Here is a 16,694-nt window from a genome sequence, read left to right on the forward strand (position 1 = left end):
ACCTTCGTGACCGGCACGCCAGGCTTCACCAATACCTTCCTCACCACCGGACAGGGGTACGAAGCCAAGAACGCGATGGGCTACGACTTCGGCATCCGCCACGCCTTCTGACCTGGTGGCCGGCGCAAGCCGGTGGACGTCGAGTCGCTGCGACGCCGGCTGATCGCTGCGTGCGTTGACCGGCAACTGCGCACCGGCGACCGGCCTTCGTGGCCGGGTCGAATGATCGCCGGCTTGCTGGCGTTCCGGTGGGGGCCGACAGGTGCCCCCGACATCCATTGCCCCATTTCCGCGTTGCTTGACGCGCAACGCTGCCCCTCTTCGCCTGGACAGGAGGGCAGCCATCTGGCCAAGAGAGCCAAGGAGACAAAGATGAGCATTACCAACGATGGCCGCGTCCCCGCGGCCGCAACACCGATCAGCGGCCGCACGCGCACGATGCGTGTCGAGACGCTGACGCCCACCATCGGCGCCGAGTTGAGCGGGGTCGACCTGGCCGACGCGGTGCACGACGACGGCTTGTTCGCCGAGATCCGCGCGCTGCTGTTGGCGCACAAGGTGCTTTTCCTGCGCGACCAGCATTTCACGCGCGAAGAGCATGTGGCCTTCGCCCGACGCTTCGGGCCGCTGGAAGACCATCCGGTGGTCGGCAGCGACCCCGATCACCCGGGGTTGGTTCGCATCTACAAGGGGCCCGACAGCCGACAGGAGCAGTACGAGAACGCCTGGCACTGCGACACCACATGGCGCGAGTGCCCGCAGATGGGTGCAGTTCTGCGCTGCGTGGAAGGTCCGCAAGTTGGCGGCGACATGATGTGGGCCAACATGGGCGAGGCCTACCGCCGCCTGCCCGAGCACATCAAGACGCAGATCGCGCCGCTGCGCGCGCGCCACAGCATCGAGGCCAGCTTCGGCGCCGCCATGCCGATGGACAAGCGCCTGTCCTTGCATGCCCAGTTCCCCGATGCCGAGCATCCGGTCGTGCGCACGCACCCGGAGACCGGCGAGAAGGTTCTCTTCGTCAACGCGTTCACCACGCATTTCACCAACTTCCACACGCCTGACAACGTGCGCTTCGGCCTGGACCACGCACCCGGCGCCGGCCTGCTGCTGCAGTACCTGATGAGCCAGGCCAGCGTACCCGAGTACCAGGTGCGGTTCCGCTGGAAGCCGAACAGCGTCGCGATCTGGGACAACCGTTGTACGCAGCACTATGCGGCACAGGACTTCTGGCCGGCGGTACGCAATCTCGAGCGTGCGGGGATCGTTGGCGACAGGCCCTTCTGAGGAACCCAATGCGTCCGGCCTGCGGCAAGTCACCGTTCGTGGAAGCGCGGGAGGCGCGGCGCTGAATGTCGCGCGCCGTGGCACTCCACGGGGAGTCGCGCGCGGTGCATGTGCGCCGCACAGCCGGAATGTTCCGGCGGCGAGAAGGCGCGACTGCCAAGTGAACGTAGCCGCGGCCGGCTCACTGTGGAGTCCGGCGGCCAGACGACGCGGTGCTGGCCTTTGGGTGAATCCCACGCCTTCATCGATGGGAGCAATTGCAGCTACGGTCGGCAAGTCCGCTGCGCCTGCCGGATGGATCAAGTGCAAGTCTGGACCGCAACTTGTTGACAGGTGCCGCAGATTGACGATGCTCCCTACTGTGCCTCCGTGACTTTTTACACGGGACATGGAAGGGCTGCTCATGGCATCGACTTCATCTAGACGTTGCATCGCGGACAGCGCGCCGACCCTGCAGATGTGGGCAGCGATGGGCGTTTTCGCGGCCTCCGTGGGCGCGTTGGCAGTAGCGCATGCCGAGACGTCGCCGGCGGCGGGTGTTACCCCTGCCGCTGTGTCGTCCAAGCCTTGTTCTGCCTGCGGCAAGGTCGAATCTGTGCGCAAGGTTGACGGCGCGAAACCTGCTTCGGGCGTAGGTGCCGTGGCCGGCAGCGTCGTGGGTGGCGTCGTGGGCCACCAAGTCGGCAGCGGCAGGGGACGTACCGTCGCCACCGTCGCTGGCGCTGGCGCTGGTGCCGGCGCCCTCGTGGGCAATACAGTCGAGAAGTAGAAAAACACAAGCCGGACCTACGAGGTCAGCGTGCGGATGCAAGACGGCTCAATGCGCACCGTCAAGAGCGCCACTGCGCCAGCGGTTGGCCAAGCGGTCACTCTGAAAGGGAACGCGTTGCAGCCGGTGGGCAGCAAGAGGCAGTAGCCAACGGTACGAAGGAATGTGCCCTCCGTTGAGCGCGACGCACGATACCGCCGGGAGCCTCGGCGTCGTCGCCAACCGAGGCGCCGGGTTGCGTCCGACGCCGAGTTGTTGATCCCGTTCGGCGCACTTGCAATCGCGCGGCTGCTCGATGTCGGCGGCGTGCACTTCGGCGCTTTGAATCCAAGCGGCCGCATCCGCTCAGGCGGCCCGATTGTCCAAGCCTATGAACCGATTGGAGGCGCTGCACCCAACCGTCCAAGCCGCCGAAAAGCGACGGGCGAGCTCGCCCGGCGGCTGGCTCAGGTTGCAGAGTTGTTCCGCATGACCTCGCTCGCCGCCCCCGCCCTCGAAACCAAGATCGCCCCGACAAACAGAAGCGCCCTCACGGCAATCACTTGAGGTAAGCATCCAGCGACTGCGCTTCCTTGCGCAGAAGACGCATCAGTTCGAAGATCGATCCGACGCCGAATTTTTCAAGCAGGCGGCTGCGGTGGTGCTCCACGGTGCGGTGGCTCAGCGAGAGCTGCTTGGCAATGAGCTTGCTCGGCACACCGCCGAGCGCCAGCGCCATGACTTCCCGCTCTCGCTCCGTGAGCGAGGCAACTCGCTCGGCAAGGTGATCGCCTGTTTTGGCCGGCCCGACATGCGCGGACTCATTGCGCCAATCCGCATCCCGCCGTAACGCCTCGTCGATCGCATCGAGCAACTGTTGCTCGCGGTAGGGCTTCTGCACGAAATCGACGGCGCCATCCTTGATCGCCTTGACGGCCATTTCGATGTCGCCGTGGCCGCTGATGAACACGATCGGCAGCCGCGCGCCCATCGTGGCCAGCTTCGTCTGCAGCGCAATGCCGCTCATGCGCATCATCCGCACATCCAGCACCAGGCAACCCGGTCGTGCCGGGGCGAATGCCTCCAGGAACTCGAGCGCTGAGCCATAGCTCTCCGCGGACATGCCGACTGAATTCACAAGCTCCTTGACCGAGTCGCGGTAGGCTTCGTCGTCATCGACGATGAACACAGTTTGATCGAGAGTCATGGGCTTGCTCTCCGATGGCCGCTGCCGGCGACGGGGTGTAGCTTCCTAGCGGCGCCGGCCGGCACTTCGGGTAGTTCGAGAGGCGCTGCGTCATGTCGCCTATGCGTGCCCTCCAGAATGTTGCAATTGTTCATCCGGCCACCAACTTGCACTCCGTGAAGTTCTTCGAGGATCCGCGATTCGCTGAGCGAATTTGAACCGCAGAGTTCGGGCACGCTGAGCCAATCCACAATTGAAGTGCAGCAAGTCCGGCTTAGTCACCTCGAATCAGCTTGCAACCTGTCTTGCCCTGCAGTTCGTCGAAGCTCACGCCGGGCGCCAGCTCGGTCACCTTGAGCCCTTCGGGCGTCACGTCCATCACAGCCAGGTCGGTGATGATGCGATTGACCACACCCACGCCGGTCAGCGGCAGCGTGCAGGCATCGAGGATCTTCAGGTCGGTGGTGCCGTCCTTCTTCCGTGCGACGTGCTCCATCAGGATGATCACGCGCTTGACGCCGGCGACGAGGTCCATCGCGCCGCCCATGCCCTTGACCATCTTGCCGGGGATCATCCAGTTGGCCAGGTCGCCCTTGGCGCTGACCTGCATCGCACCCAGGATCGACAGGTTGATCTTGCCGCCGCGGATCATCGCGAAGCTGTCATGGCTGCCGAAGATCGCGCTGCCGGGCAGCGTGGTCACGGTCTGCTTGCCGGCGTTGATCAAGTCGGCGTCGACCTGGTCCTCGGTCGGGAAGGGGCCGATGCCGAGCATGCCGTTCTCGCTCTGCAGCCAGACTTCCTTGTCGCCGACGAAGTTCGCGACCAGCGTGGGAATGCCGATGCCGAGGTTGACGTAGAAGCCGTCTTCGAGTTCTTGCGCCGCACGTGCGGCCATTTGGTCTTGGGTCCAGGGCATGTCAGTTTCCTTTGATGGTGGTCACGGTGCGCTTCTCGATGCGCTTCTCGGGCGTGGCGTTGAGCACGATGCGGTGCACGTAGACGCCTGGGAGATGGATATCGTCCGGTGCGATCTCGCCAACCTCGACGATCTTCTCGACCTCGACGATGCAGACCTTGCCGGCCATCGCCGCGGCGGGGTTGAAGTTGCGCGCCGTCAGGCGGAAGCGCAGGTTGCCGGACTTGTCGGCCACGTCGGCCTTGACCAGCGCCACGTCGGGCACCAGCGAGCGTTCCATGACGTAGGTCTCGCCGTCGAACTCGCGCAGTTCCTTGCCTTCGGCGACCTGCGTGCCGACGCCGGTCTTGGTGAAGAAGGCCGGGATGCCGGCGCCGCCGGCGCGCAACTTCTCGGCCAGCGTGCCTTGCGGCGTGAATTCCAGCTCCAGTTCACCGGCCAGGTACTGGCGCTCGAACTCCTTGTTCTCGCCGACGTAGCTCGCGACCATCTTCTTGATCTGGCGCGTCTCCAGCAGCTTGCCGAGGCCGAAGCCGTCGACGCCCGCGTTGTTGGAGATGCAGGTGAGGTCCTTGACGCCCGAGTCGTGCAGCGCGTCGATCAGCGCCTCGGGAATGCCGCAGACGCCGAAGCCGCCGACGGCGAGGGTCTGGCCGTCGGCCACGATGCCCTTGAGCGCCGCGTCGGCGGTAGAAAAAATCTTGTTTGCCATGAATGTCTCTGATAAGTGGTCGTTGGCGATCCGGCGCTCAGCGCCGATTCGCGGCGAGGGCCGTGCGGCACAAGTCACGGTGCGCCGCGGAGAACAGTCCAAGCAGGCCCACGACGTAGGCCTCGCTCGTGACCGTGATGTCCCGGTTCGGGAAACCTTCGGGCTCCCATTCGGGGCCGTAGGGGGCGCTGGTGATGGACGTAGACGTGTTGGCCGGGAAGATCGTCGAAGCGTTGGGGGAGTTCATGTTGTCTCGCAGTGCGTGGAAGTGAGGAGCGCAATCGCTGAAAGAACTTTAGGGTTTGCGAGCATGTGGCGCTTCGCGAGTTGCGACATGCATTTCGCATTTCATGCCTGCCCTGGCTGTCGAGCACGGCCATGTCAGTCAGGCGTAGTTGCCGTCGGTTGTCGCGGCCGTCGTGCACGACACCATCCTGATGCACTTGCGCATGACCACAAGGGCCGGGCAGTGGGCCGAAGCAGTGAAACGGAAAGGCATCTCGCCTGATCGATCGTGGAACTACACCGCGAACAGGCACGATCGCACACAGCGGGCTACGCGAGAGATTTCTGCGCCAGCGCGTTGAAGGCGGCGACCACTTCTCGCGGGGCCTGGACCAGTTCTATCAGCACGCCCTCGCCCGCGATCGGGAACTCGTCGTTCGCCTTCGGATGCAGGAAGCAGATGTCGAAGCCCCCCGCGCCCTTGCGGATGCCGCCCGGCGCAAAGCGTACACCCTTGGCAATCAGCCACTCGACAGCCACAGGCAGGTCATCGATCCACAGCCCGATGTGATTGAGCGGCGTAGTATGCACCGCCGGCTTCTTCTCGGGGTCCAAAGGCTGCATCAGGTCGACCTCGACTTTTAACGGGCCGCTGCCGATGGCACAGATGTCCTCGTCCACATTCTCGCGCTCGCTGCGAAATCTGCCGATGACCTCCAGTCCCAGCATGCGCACCCACAGGCTCTGCAGGCGTTGCTTGTCGGGTCCGCCGATGGCAATCTGCTGGATGCCCAATACTGTCAACGGCCGAAGGGCCGTCATTACGCGAACTCCAGGATTACCTCGTCCACCGCCAGCGATTCGCCCTTGTCCGCCGAGATCTTGCCCACAACGCCGTCCTGCGAGGCGAACAGCACGTTCTCCATCTTCATCGCCTCAATCACCGCGAGCTTCTCGCCCGCCTGCACCTGCTGGCCAGGCTTCACCGCCACTTCGACCAGGAGACCTGGCATCGGCGACATCAGGTACTTGCTCAGGTCCGGCGGCGCCTTGTAGGGCATGAGCTTCTGCAATTTCGCCCCCAGCGGCGACAGCACCATCGCCTCGATCTGCGTGCCGTTGTGCGACACACGCAGCGCCAACGGGTTCTTGCCGGCACCACGCTCGACCTGGGCGGTGAAGGGCTTGTCGTTGACGGTGCCCTCGATGCGCACGCTGCCGAGCTGCGCCGTGCTGCAGATGCGGTAGATGCTGTCACCCACCTGCACCGCGCTGCAACCGGTCTTGCCGTGGAAATCGCTGACCGAGACGGGCGTGTGCACATGCTCGCCCTGCGCGCCGAGCGTGACCACGACAAACTTCTCGCCCACCTTCACGCGTGCCCATCGAGCTGGCCGCTGATGCCAGACGCACGTGCACGGTAGCGACGGTTCATGAAGGCCGCCAGCGCGACCAGGAAGTTCGGGTCGTCGTGCGGCACGTCTTCTGCGTGGAAGCCCTTGCCATAGTGCTCGGCGATGAAGCCGGTGTTGAAGTCGCCTGTGACGAACTTCGTATGCGCCAGCAGCGCGGCCTGGAACGGGATGTTGCTGCTGACGCCGCGGATCACGAAGCCGTTGAGGGCTTCGCGCATCAGCGCGATGGCGTGTTTGCGGTCGCGGCCGTGCACGATGAGCTTGGCGATCATCGAGTCGTAGAACATCGGGATCTCGCCGCCGTCGTAGACGCCCGTGTCGACGCGCACGCCGTAAAGATGCTCGGTGTCGGCCGAGAACATCGTTTCCTTGGGCGGCTGGAAGCGGGTGAGGCGGCCGGTCGAGGGCAGGAAGTTGCGGAACGGGTCTTCCGCGTTGATGCGGCATTCGATGGCCCAGCCGTCGCGCTTCACGTCGGATTGCTTCAGCGGCAAGGGTTCGCCGGCGGCGACGCGAATCATCAGTTCGACCAGGTCGAGGCCGGTGATGCATTCGGTGACCGGATGCTCCACCTGCAGCCGGGTGTTCATCTCGAGGAAGTAGAAGCTCTGGTCCTTGCCGACCACGAACTCCACCGTGCCCGCGCTCTGGTACTTCACCGCCTTGGCGAGTTGCACGGCCTGCTCGCCCATGGCCTTGCGCGTCGCGTCGCTGATGAAGGGCGAAGGTGCTTCCTCGATGACCTTCTGATGGCGGCGCTGGATCGAGCATTCGCGCTCGTTGAGGTAGATCACGTTGCCCTGCGAATCGCCGAGCACCTGGATCTCGATGTGGCGCGGCTCCTCGACGAACTTCTCGATGAAGACGCGGTCGTCGCCGAAGCTGTTGCGCGCCTCGTTGCGGCACGACGTGAAGCCATCGAAGGCCTCCTTGTCGTTGAAGGCCACGCGCAGGCCCTTGCCGCCGCCGCCGGCCGAGGCCTTGATCATCACGGGATAGCCGATGTCCCTGGCGATCTCGACGGCGCGCTCGGCCGTCTCGATGGCGTCGTTCCAGCCGGGGATGGTGTTGACCTTGGCTTCGTTGGCCAGCTTCTTCGAGGCGATCTTGTCGCCCATGGCGGCGATCGAATAGTGCTTGGGGCCGATGAAGATGATGCCCTCTTCCTCGACCTTGCGGGCGAAGGCTTCGTTTTCGGAGAGGAAGCCGTAGCCGGGGTGGACCGCCTCGGCGCCCGTTTGTTTGCAGGCGGCGATGATGCGGTCGGCCTGGAGGTAGCTTTCTCGGCTGGGGGCGGCGCCGATGTGGACGGCTTCGTCGGCGAGTTCGACGTGGCGGGCTTCCTTGTCGGCGTCGGAGTAGACGGCGACCGTGAGGATGCCCATCTTCTTCGCGGTCTTGATGACGCGGCAGGCGATTTCCCCGCGGTTGGCGATGAGGATCTTCTTAAACATTGTGGGTCTCCGCGTGGAAATCGCCTGCGCGCGCTGCGCGCGCCATGCACTTTGCTGTGCGCGCTGCGCGCACCATGCACTTTGGCTTCGCCGAAGCGGCCTTGCGGCCGCTTTCACCGCGATTGGCAATCAGGATCTTCTTGAACATGTTCTTCTTCCCGTTCATCAGAGGGGGATGTTCCCGTGCTTGCGCCACGGGTTCTCGAGCTTCTTCTCGCGCAGCATGACGAGTGAGCGGCAGATGCGCTTGCGCGTCTCGCTCGGCAGGATCACATCGTCGATGTAGCCGCGCGTGCCGGCCACATACGGGTTGGCGAAGCGGGCCTTGTATTCGGCTTCGCGCGCGGCGAGCTTCTCGGGGTCGTTCTTGTCTTCGCGGAAGATGATTTCAACTGCGCCCTTGGCGCCCATCACCGCGATCTCGGCGCGCGGCCAGGCGAGGTTCACGTCGCCGCGCAGGTGCTTGGAGGCCATCACGTCGTAGGCGCCGCCGTAGGCCTTGCGGGTGATCACGGTGATCTTGGGCACCGTGCATTCGGCGTACGCATAGAGCAGCTTGGCGCCGTGCTTGATGATGCCGCCGTACTCCTGGCTGGTGCCGGGCATGAAGCCCGGGACGTCCACGAAGGTGATGACGGGGATGTTGAAGGCATCGCAGAAGCGCACGAAGCGCGCGGCCTTGATGGAGGACTTGATGTCGAGACACCCGGCCAGCACCAGCGGCTGGTTGGCCACGATGCCCACGCTCTGGCCTTCCATGCGCGCGAAGCCGATGACGATGTTCTTGGCGTAGTCGGGTTGCAACTCGAAGAAGTCGCCGTCGTCGACCACCTTCGTGATCAGCTCCTTCATGTCGTAGGGCTTGTTCGGGTTGTCGGGGACGAGCGTGTCGAGCGACAGGTCGGCGCGGTCGGCCGGGTCGCCGCTGGGGCGCACGGGGGGCTTCTCGCGGTTGTTGAGCGGTAGGTAGTTGTACAGGCGGCGCAGCATCATCAGCGCCTCGACGTCGTTCTCGAAGGCCATGTCGGCCACGCCGCTCTTGGTGGTGTGGGTGGAGGCGCCGCCCAGTTCTTCTGCGGTCACGTCCTCGTGGGTCACGGTCTTCACCACTTCGGGGCCGGTGACGAACATGTAGCTGCTGTCCTTGACCATGAAGATGAAGTCGGTCATCGCCGGCGAGTACACCGCGCCGCCTGCGCAGGGGCCCATGATCATGCTGATCTGCGGCACCACGCCGGAGGCCATGACGTTGCGCTGGAATACCTCGGCATAGCCGCCGAGCGAGGCCACGCCTTCCTGGATGCGGGCGCCACCGGAGTCGTTCAGGCCGATGACCGGGGCGCCGACCTTCATGGCCTGGTCCATCACCTTGCAGATCTTCTCGGCATGGGCCTCGCTGAGCGCGCCGCCAAAGACAGTGAAGTCCTGGCTGAAGACGAACACCAGGCGGCCGTTGATCATGCCGTAGCCGGTGACCACGCCGTCGCCGGGGATCTTGTTGTCCTCCATGCCGAAGTCGGTGCAGCGGTGCTCGACGAACATGTCCCATTCTTCGAAGGTGTTGTCGTCGAGCAGCAGCTCGATGCGCTCGCGTGCGGTCAGCTTGCCCTTGGCGTGCTGCGCGTCGATGCGCTTCTGGCCGCCGCCCAGGCGGGCGTCTGCACGGCGCTTTTCCAGAAATTCAAGTATCTCTTTCATTGGTGTTGCCTTTAAGTTGTTCTTGCCCCCCGCTTGCGGGCAGCGTGGGTGAATGAAGCGTCAGACGGTTTGAAGGGACACCGCCGCGCGGATCTGTTCCAGCACATCCTTCGCGCTCGCCGGGATCGGCGTGCCGGGGCCATAGATGCCCTTGACGCCGGCCTCGTAGAGGAAGTCGTAGTCCTGCCGTGGGATCACGCCACCGACGAACACGATGATGTCGTCGGCGCCCTGCTTCCTCAGTTCCGCGATGATCGCGGGCACGAGAGTCTTATGGCCGGCGGCGAGCGTGGAGACGCCCACGGCATGCACGTCGTTCTCGATGGCCTGGCGGGCGCATTCTTCCGGCGTCTGGAACAGCGGGCCCATGTCCACGTCGAAGCCCAGGTCGGCGAAAGCCGTAGCGACGACCTTCGCGCCGCGGTCATGGCCGTCCTGGCCGAGCTTGGAGATCATCACGCGCGGGCGGCGGCCCTGCTCTTCGGCGAAGGCGGCGATCTCGTTTTGCAGTGCCTCCCAGCCTTCGGCCGAGTCGTAGGCTGCGGCATAGACGCCGGTGACCTTCTGCGTGTCGGCGCGGTGGCGGCCGTAGACTTTTTCGAGTGCATCGCTGATTTCGCCGACCGTGGCGCGCAAGCGCACGGCCTGGATGCTGAGGTCCAGCAGATTGCCCTCGCCGCTTTCGGCGGCTGCAGTCAGCGCATCGAGCGCCGCCTGGGTGGCCGCGGTGTCGCGCTTGGCGCGAATGGCGTTGAGCTTCGCAATCTGCCCATCCCGCACCTTCACGTTGTCGATCTGCAGGATGTCGTGCGTGTCCTCGGACTTGAGCTTGTACTTGTTCACGCCAACGATCACGTCCTTGCCCGAATCGATGCGCGCCTGCTTGTCCGCCGCCGCCGCCTCGATCTTGAGCTTGGCCCAGCCGCTGTCCACAGCCTTGGTCATGCCGCCCATGGCCTCGACTTCCTCGATGATCTTCCACGCCGCATCGGCCATGTCCTGCGTGAGCTTCTCCATCATGTAGCTGCCGGCCCAGGGGTCGATCACGCTGGTGATGTGGGTCTCTTCCTGGATGATGAGCTGCGTGTTGCGCGCGATGCGCGAGCTGAACTCGGTGGGCAGTGCGATGGCTTCGTCCAGCGCGTTGGTGTGCAGGCTCTGCGTGCCGCCGAACACCGCGGCCATCGCCTCGATCGTCGTGCGCACGACGTTGTTGTACGGGTCCTGCTCGGTCAGCGACCAGCCCGAGGTCTGGCAGTGCGTGCGCAGCATCAGGCTCTTGGGGTTCTTCGGCTCGAACTCCTTCATGATCCGGCACCACAGCAGGCGCGCGGCGCGCATCTTGGCCACTTCCAGGTAGAAGTTCATGCCGATGGCCCAGAAGAAGCTCAGGCGCCCGGCGAACACGTCCACGTCCAGGCCCTTGGCCAGCGCCGTCTTCACGTACTCCTTGCCATCGGCCAGCGTGAAGGCCAGTTCCAGCGCCTGGTTGGCGCCGGCTTCCTGCATGTGGTAGCCGCTGATGGAGATCGAGTTGAACTTGGGCATCTTCTGCGCCGTGTACTCGATGATGTCGCCGATGATGCGCATGCTCGGCGCGGGCGGGAAGATATACGTGTTGCGGACCATGAACTCCTTGAGGATGTCGTTCTGGATGGTTCCGCTCAGTTGATCCTCGGACACGCCCTGCTCTTCGGCCGCGACCACGTAGCCCGCCAGCACCGGCAGCACGGCGCCGTTCATGGTCATGGAGACGCTGACCTTGTCCAGCGGGATCTGGTCGAACAGGATCTTCATGTCTTCCACGCTGTCGATCGCCACGCCGGCCTTGCCGACGTCGCCGGTCACGCGCGGATGGTCGCTGTCGTAGCCGCGGTGGGTGGCCAGGTCGAAGGCGACGCTGACGCCCTGCCCGCCCGCTGCCAAGGCCTTGCGATAGAAAGCGTTGGACTCCTCGGCGGTCGAGAACCCGGCGTACTGGCGGATGGTCCACGGGCGCACGGCGTACATCGTGGCCTGCGGGCCGCGCAGGTAGGGCTCGAAGCCGGGCAGCGTGTCGGTGTACTTCAGGCCCTGCAGGTCGGCGGCGGTGTAGAGCGGCTTGACGGTGATGCCGTCGGGCGTGAGCCAGTTGAGCGCGTTCAGGTCGCCACCGGGCGCGGACTTGGCCGCGGCCTTGGTCCAGGCGTCGAGGGTGGAGGACTTGAAAGTGGGTTCGTTCGCCATGTTCATGCGCCCCCTTTGCATGCTCAGGCGACGTCGCGCAACTCGCGCCGCAGGATCTTGCCCACGGTGGACTTGGGCAGGGCCTCGACGAAAGACACGTGCCGGGGCACCTTGTAGCCGGTGAGCAGCGTACGGCAGTGGTCGACGACATCCTGCTGCGCCAGGCTCGCACCCGACTGGGCCACGACGAAGAGCCGCAGCGCCTCGCCGGTCTTCTCGTCCGGCACGCCGATGCAGGCGCATTCGGCGACGCCGGGGCAAGCCGTCGCCACGGCTTCGATCTCGTTCGGGTAGACGTTGAAGCCCGAGACGATGATCATGTCCTTGATGCGGTCCACGATCTTGAGGAACCCACGTTCGTCGAAGACACCGACGTCGCCGGTGCGGAAGTAGCCGTCGGGCGTGAAGGCCGTCGCGCTCGATTCCGGGCGCTGCCAGTAGCCGCTCATGACCTGGGGCCCGCTGGCGCAGATCTCGCCGGACTGGCCGAGGGCGACCTCGTTGCCTGCCTCATCGATCAGCTTGATGTCCGTGGACGGCAGCGGAAGTCCGGTCGTGCCGGAGAACTCGGTGATGAAGGGCGGGTTGATGGACAGGATCGGGCTGGTTTCCGACAGGCCATAGCCCTCCAGGATCAGGCGCCCCGTCACTTCCTTCCAGCGTGCGGAGGTGGCCGGGATCACGGCCGCACCGCCACCGATCGACAGGCGCAGGTTGGAGAAGTCGACCTCCTTGAGCCGGGGATGCGCGGACAGGCCCGAGTAGAGCGTGTTCACGCCGGTGAACACGGTGAGGCGCGACTGCTTGAAGGTGTCGATGAGCCCATCGATGTCGCGCGGATTGGCCACCAGCCAGTTCTCGGCACCGACCGAGAAGTAGCTGATGAGGTTCACCATCAGCGCGAAGATGTGATACAGCGGCAAGGCGGTCACCACGACCTCTTCGCCGGGTCGGATGCTGTCGGCCATGAGCGCTTTGAACTGCTCGGTGTTGGCCACCAGGTTGCGATGCGAGAGGCAGGCGCCCTTCGACACGCCGGTGGTGCCGCCGGTGTATTGCAGGAACAGCAGGTCGTCGCCGGTGATCGCCGGCGCGCTGTAGTCCGTGGGCCGGCCCTCTTCCAGGATGTCCGACAGGGGCAGCACGCCGGCCAGGCGCGCATCGCGAGAAGGACCGACCAGGTATGTGGCCAATCCATCGCCCGGGCTGACGGTGATGATGTGCTCCACCGCCGTTTCGCCGACCACTTCGGCGAGGGTCCCGGTGGACCCGTCGTAGACCACAATGGTCTTCACGCCGGCATCGTTGAGTTGATGGGCCAGTTCCCGGGCGGTATAGAGCGGGTTCACGTTGACCTGCACCGCGCCGAGGCGGGCGATCCCGAGGAAGACCACCGGGAAGGCGGCCAGGTTGGGCATCATGACCGCGACACGGTCGCCCTTGCCGACCTTCAGTTCGCGCTGCAGGAAGGCGGCGAAGCGCGCCGAGAGCTGGTCGACGTCGCGAAAGCTCAGGCTCTGGCCGAACGAGCGAAAGGCGGTCTTGTCGGCGTACCGGGCCATGGCCTGCTCGAGCAGCGCCACGATCGAGCCGTAAGCATCGGCATTGATTTGCGAGGGTACGTTGCCGTAGGAATGGAGCCAGGGTCTCTGCGTCATGTTTTCTTGTTCCGAATGATCGTGTAGGGGACTGTCCGCAGGAGGACTCCTGCGATGGCGGCGCATCGATATCGGCGCCGGAAGTGATGCTCTCGCAGGCGTCCCCCGCCTGCATCCCAAATGACGACACCCGTTTAGCATTTGGTGCCAGCGTTGAAAGCGCCATGGACGTTCGGCGGTCCGCTGGGTCGCGACATCCCATCGGCGGCGGCATGAAATGCGAAGACCGTGGCGTCGAATGCGATGCGCCGTCGCAGCCGGTCTCGTAGCCTCGAGCGAGCCCAACCCCAGGAACAACAACTATGACCTCTCGCGAGATCTTCGTGGTCGGCACGGCCCGTACCGCCATCGGCACCTTCGGCGGTTCGCTGAAGGATGTGCCCAACACCCAACTCGCCACCACCGTTGTCAAGGCGGCCATGGAACGCAGTGGCGTGGCGCCCGACGCTGTCGGCCACGTCGTGATGGGCAACGTCATCCCGACCGACGTCAAGGACGCATACCTGAGCCGCGTGGCCGCCATCGATGCGGGCTGCCCGATCGAGACGCCGGCCTTCAACGTCAACCGCCTCTGCGGCTCCGGCTTGCAGGCCATCGTGTCGGCGGCGCAGGCGATTGCGCTGGGCGATTGCGACATCGCCATCGGCGCCGGCTCGGAATCGATGAGCCGCGGCCCGTACTTCGACACCTCGGCCCGCTACGGCGCGCGCATGGGCGACGCGGTGCTGGTCGACTACATGCTCGGCATCCTGCACGACCCGTGGCAGAAGATGCACATGGGCTTCACGGCGGAGAACGTCGCGGCGCGACATGGCATCACGCGCGAGATGCAGGACGAGCTGGCGGTGGTGAGCCAGCAGCGTGCGGCGGCGGCCATTGCGGCGGGTCGCTTCAAGGAGCAGATTGTTCCGGTGGAAGTGAAGACGCGCAAGGGCGTGGTGCTGTTCGACACCGACGAGCATGTGCGCGCGGACACCACGGTCGAGACCTTGGCAAAGATGGAGCCGGCGTTCAAGAAGGACGGACTGGTCACGGCCGGCAATGCCTCGGGCATCAACGACGGCGCGGCGGCGATCGTGATGGCCGAAGGTGCGCGCGTGCAGGCCTTGGGCCTCAAGCCGTTGGCGCGCCTGGTCGGCTACGCACATGCGGGCGTGGAGCCGGCGTACATGGGCATCGGCCCGGTGCCGGCGACGCGAAAGGTGCTGGAGCGCACGGGCTTGAAGATCAGCGACCTGGACGTAATCGAGTCGAACGAAGCCTTTGCGGCGCAGGCCTGCGCGGTGATCAAGGAACTGGGTTTCGATCCGGCGAAGGTGAATCCGAACGGTTCGGGCATCTCGCTGGGCCACCCTGTGGGCGCGACGGGCGCGATCGTCACGGTGAAGGCGATTGCCGAACTGCAGCGCACCGGCGGCCGCTACGCGCTCGTCACGATGTGCATCGGCGGCGGCCAGGGCATCGCGGCCATCTTCGAGCGCTGCGCCTGAGGAGCCGGACATGCAGTCGACGCTCCCTCCCATTGAAATCGACGTCTACCTCGACCTGATCTGTCCCTGGTGCCTGATCGGCAAGAAGTACCTGGAGCAGGCGCGGGCTATCTTCACGAGCGTGCCTGGAAACCCTCCCGTGCATGTGAACTGGCGCTCGGTCCAATTGCTTCCGGACGTGCCACCGCAAGGCCTGGCCTTCGATGCGTTCTACCGGCAACGGCTCGGTGGTGTCGAGCGCATGCGTGCCCGGCAGGCGCAGGTCCTGGCGGCCGCGCGGCAAGCCGGCACGGAAGTGAACTACGAGCGAATCCGTCGCATGCCCCATACGCAGCTTGCGCACGGCCTGCTGGCCTACGCCAGGAAGCAATTGCCGCCCGAGGGGACGGACGCGCTGTTGGACGCACTGTTGACAAGCTACTTCCAACAGGGCGCAGACCTCGGCGATGAAGCCACCTTGTCGACCATCGGCAGCCGCCATGGGCTCGATCCCGCCGCCTGGAGGGCTTGGATGGCGACCCACACGCCGGAACTGGAACCGGCGACCAGCGTGCCCTTCTTCGTGTTCAACCGGGAGATATCGCTCAGCGGCGCCCAACGAGTGGACGTCATGCTGGAAGCCATGGACGAGGCCCTCGCCGCCATGCGCATCTCGATGGAACCTGACCAAGGTATCCGCCTGCGCGCTACGTCTACGCACTAGGCACTCTGGCAATCTGGCAATCTGGCAATCTGTATTTGGCGCCAAGTGGTGGTCAGGTCGGCTCGGGCAATCAGGGACGCAAGTCAGAGCAACCTTGGGGAGGCTGCAAGATGAGTTGGATGAGCTTGGCCGTGGTGCGTGGCGACTCGAATTGCGGCCAACTAAAGACAATCCGCCCGCACTTGGAGGGCCGCTCGCGCCCCCCCTGGTGTGCCTCGGACAGACAGGAATTTGCAACGCCTTGGGGGGTGCGTCTTTTCGCTTGCTGGGTGTGGCGGGAGAAAGAATGCACCGCGCAGTCCCTTTCGGGGCGAGTACGTTCGGACGCGCTGGCGCATCATGGGCGCGTGGACAATGACAGAGGTGGTCCAACTGCGCCTGGAACCGGCCAGCCCCGGTGCGCATGAAAGCGCACGGCTGCGGAAGTGCGTGTTGAAGGTGGCGTAGGCTGCCTGATCGAGGCCATCAGGCAACTGCACAGGCACGGTGCCGGTTGCGAGAACGGCATCGACATGTCTGGAACCGGCGGGGCTCGGCATTTCACTCGATGCGGCTCGCGGCGGTAGGCAATGCGGCCAATGTCCACGGGCCTTGGTGCATATCAGGGCAACCGCGGTGCGGTGCAAATCGTCTCAGCGGTCGAACTCGGTTCGGCATGAAAAGCGAAATGCATGTCGCGACTTGCGAAGCGCCGGATCGGGTCGATCCCTACAGTTGACCCATCCCCTCCACACCGATCCAGAAGACATCCACCATGGCAAAAGCAGTGCGTCAGTACGAGGCCGGCGGGCCCGAAGTCCTTCGCTACGAGGACGTCGAAATCGGCGATCCCGGCCCGGGCCAGGTGCGGCTGCGCCACGTGGCGGTGGGCCTCAACTACGCCGACACCTACTTCCGCAACGGCACCTATGCCGTGCCCATGCCGAGCGGCCTGGGCGTCGAGGCAGCCGGCGTTGTCGTGGCGATCGGCGAA

Annotated in this window: 17 protein-coding genes; 6 read left to right on the plus strand and 11 right to left on the minus strand. The window is 64.9% G+C overall.

What is annotated here, in order from left to right:
• Positions 1-438 precede the first annotated feature (438 nt).
• From WKW82_RS38405 to WKW82_RS38415, 3 genes are all read left to right on the plus strand, one after another.
• Positions 439-1,287 (plus strand): TauD/TfdA dioxygenase family protein, encoded by an 849-nt coding sequence (locus WKW82_RS38405; RefSeq protein WP_340348501.1) that lies wholly within the window; start codon positions 439-441, stop codon positions 1,285-1,287.
• A 403-nt stretch (positions 1,288-1,690) separates the two neighbouring features.
• Positions 1,691-2,056 carry a glycine zipper 2TM domain-containing protein gene (locus tag WKW82_RS38410; protein WP_340348487.1) on the plus strand — a complete coding sequence of 122 codons (366 nt, stop codon included), beginning with the start codon at positions 1,691-1,693 and terminating at the stop codon, positions 2,054-2,056.
• A gap of 252 nt (positions 2,057-2,308) precedes the next feature.
• Positions 2,309-2,602 carry a hypothetical protein gene (locus WKW82_RS38415; RefSeq protein ID WP_340348488.1) on the plus strand — a complete coding sequence of 98 codons (294 nt, stop codon included), beginning with the start codon at positions 2,309-2,311 and terminating at the stop codon, positions 2,600-2,602.
• On the opposite strand, the gene WKW82_RS38420 is transcribed toward WKW82_RS38415, so the two are convergent.
• The 11 genes from WKW82_RS38420 to WKW82_RS38465 all read right to left on the minus strand — a co-directional run bounded on the left by WKW82_RS38420 (position 2,595) and on the right by WKW82_RS38465 (position 13,528).
• A complete protein-coding gene (locus WKW82_RS38420; RefSeq protein ID WP_340348489.1) occupies positions 2,595-3,242 on the minus strand; it encodes a response regulator transcription factor in 648 nt (215 codons plus the stop codon). The genes WKW82_RS38415 and WKW82_RS38420 overlap by 8 nt on opposite strands.
• Before the next feature lie 253 nt (positions 3,243-3,495).
• The gene (locus WKW82_RS38425; protein ID WP_340348490.1) at positions 3,496-4,140 is read right to left on the minus strand and encodes a 3-oxoacid CoA-transferase subunit B; all 645 of its coding nucleotides are present in this window, start codon (positions 4,138-4,140) and stop codon (positions 3,496-3,498) included.
• A 1-nt stretch (position 4,141) separates the two neighbouring features.
• Positions 4,142-4,852: a CoA transferase subunit A gene (locus WKW82_RS38430; protein WP_340348491.1), complete on the minus strand. Its 711-nt coding sequence runs from the start codon at positions 4,850-4,852 to the stop codon at positions 4,142-4,144.
• 37 nt (positions 4,853-4,889) lie between these two features.
• Positions 4,890-5,099 carry a hypothetical protein gene (locus WKW82_RS38435; protein ID WP_340348492.1) on the minus strand — a complete coding sequence of 70 codons (210 nt, stop codon included), beginning with the start codon at positions 5,097-5,099 and terminating at the stop codon, positions 4,890-4,892.
• Between the two features lie 308 nt (positions 5,100-5,407).
• Complete coding sequence (locus WKW82_RS38440) at positions 5,408-5,899, minus strand: VOC family protein (protein WP_340348493.1); 492 nt, start codon at positions 5,897-5,899, stop codon at positions 5,408-5,410.
• Positions 5,899-6,447 carry a biotin/lipoyl-containing protein gene (locus WKW82_RS40885; protein WP_479694188.1) on the minus strand — a complete coding sequence of 183 codons (549 nt, stop codon included), beginning with the start codon at positions 6,445-6,447 and terminating at the stop codon, positions 5,899-5,901. Before WKW82_RS40885 ends, WKW82_RS38440 begins: the two co-directional genes overlap by 1 nt.
• 2 nt (positions 6,448-6,449) lie before the next feature.
• Complete coding sequence (locus WKW82_RS38445) at positions 6,450-7,946, minus strand: acetyl-CoA carboxylase biotin carboxylase subunit (protein ID WP_479694189.1); 1,497 nt, start codon at positions 7,944-7,946, stop codon at positions 6,450-6,452.
• Positions 7,939-8,094, minus strand: coding sequence for a hypothetical protein (locus WKW82_RS38450; RefSeq protein ID WP_340348494.1), 156 nt, complete (start codon positions 8,092-8,094; stop codon positions 7,939-7,941). The genes WKW82_RS38445 and WKW82_RS38450 overlap by 8 nt, the downstream gene beginning before the upstream one ends.
• Before the next feature lie 17 nt (positions 8,095-8,111).
• Entirely contained in the window at positions 8,112-9,644 is a 1,533-nt protein-coding gene (locus WKW82_RS38455; protein WP_340348495.1) for an acyl-CoA carboxylase subunit beta, read from the minus strand.
• 60 nt (positions 9,645-9,704) lie between these two features.
• Positions 9,705-11,876, minus strand: coding sequence for a methylmalonyl-CoA mutase (gene scpA / locus WKW82_RS38460; RefSeq protein ID WP_340348496.1), 2,172 nt, complete (start codon positions 11,874-11,876; stop codon positions 9,705-9,707).
• 17 nt (positions 11,877-11,893) lie between these two features.
• A complete protein-coding gene (locus WKW82_RS38465; RefSeq protein ID WP_340348497.1) occupies positions 11,894-13,528 on the minus strand; it encodes an AMP-binding protein in 1,635 nt (544 codons plus the stop codon).
• Positions 13,529-13,830: 302 nt separating this feature from the next.
• Between WKW82_RS38465 and WKW82_RS38470 the strand changes: the two genes are divergently transcribed.
• The 3 genes from WKW82_RS38470 to WKW82_RS38480 form a co-directional block, all read left to right on the plus strand.
• Positions 13,831-15,018: an acetyl-CoA C-acyltransferase family protein gene (locus WKW82_RS38470; protein ID WP_340348498.1), complete on the plus strand. Its 1,188-nt coding sequence runs from the start codon at positions 13,831-13,833 to the stop codon at positions 15,016-15,018.
• Positions 15,019-15,028: 10 nt separating this feature from the next.
• Positions 15,029-15,721, plus strand: a complete 693-nt coding sequence (locus tag WKW82_RS38475) for a DsbA family oxidoreductase (RefSeq protein WP_340348499.1) — start codon at positions 15,029-15,031, stop codon at positions 15,719-15,721.
• Between the two features lie 754 nt (positions 15,722-16,475).
• Positions 16,476-16,694, plus strand: a 219-nt coding sequence (locus WKW82_RS38480; protein ID WP_340348500.1) for an alcohol dehydrogenase catalytic domain-containing protein, incomplete at its 3' end; no start/stop codon positions are given.

The organism is Variovorax rhizosphaerae, assembly GCF_037889975.1.
Taxonomy (GTDB): Bacteria; Pseudomonadota; Gammaproteobacteria; order Burkholderiales; family Burkholderiaceae_C; genus Variovorax; species Variovorax rhizosphaerae.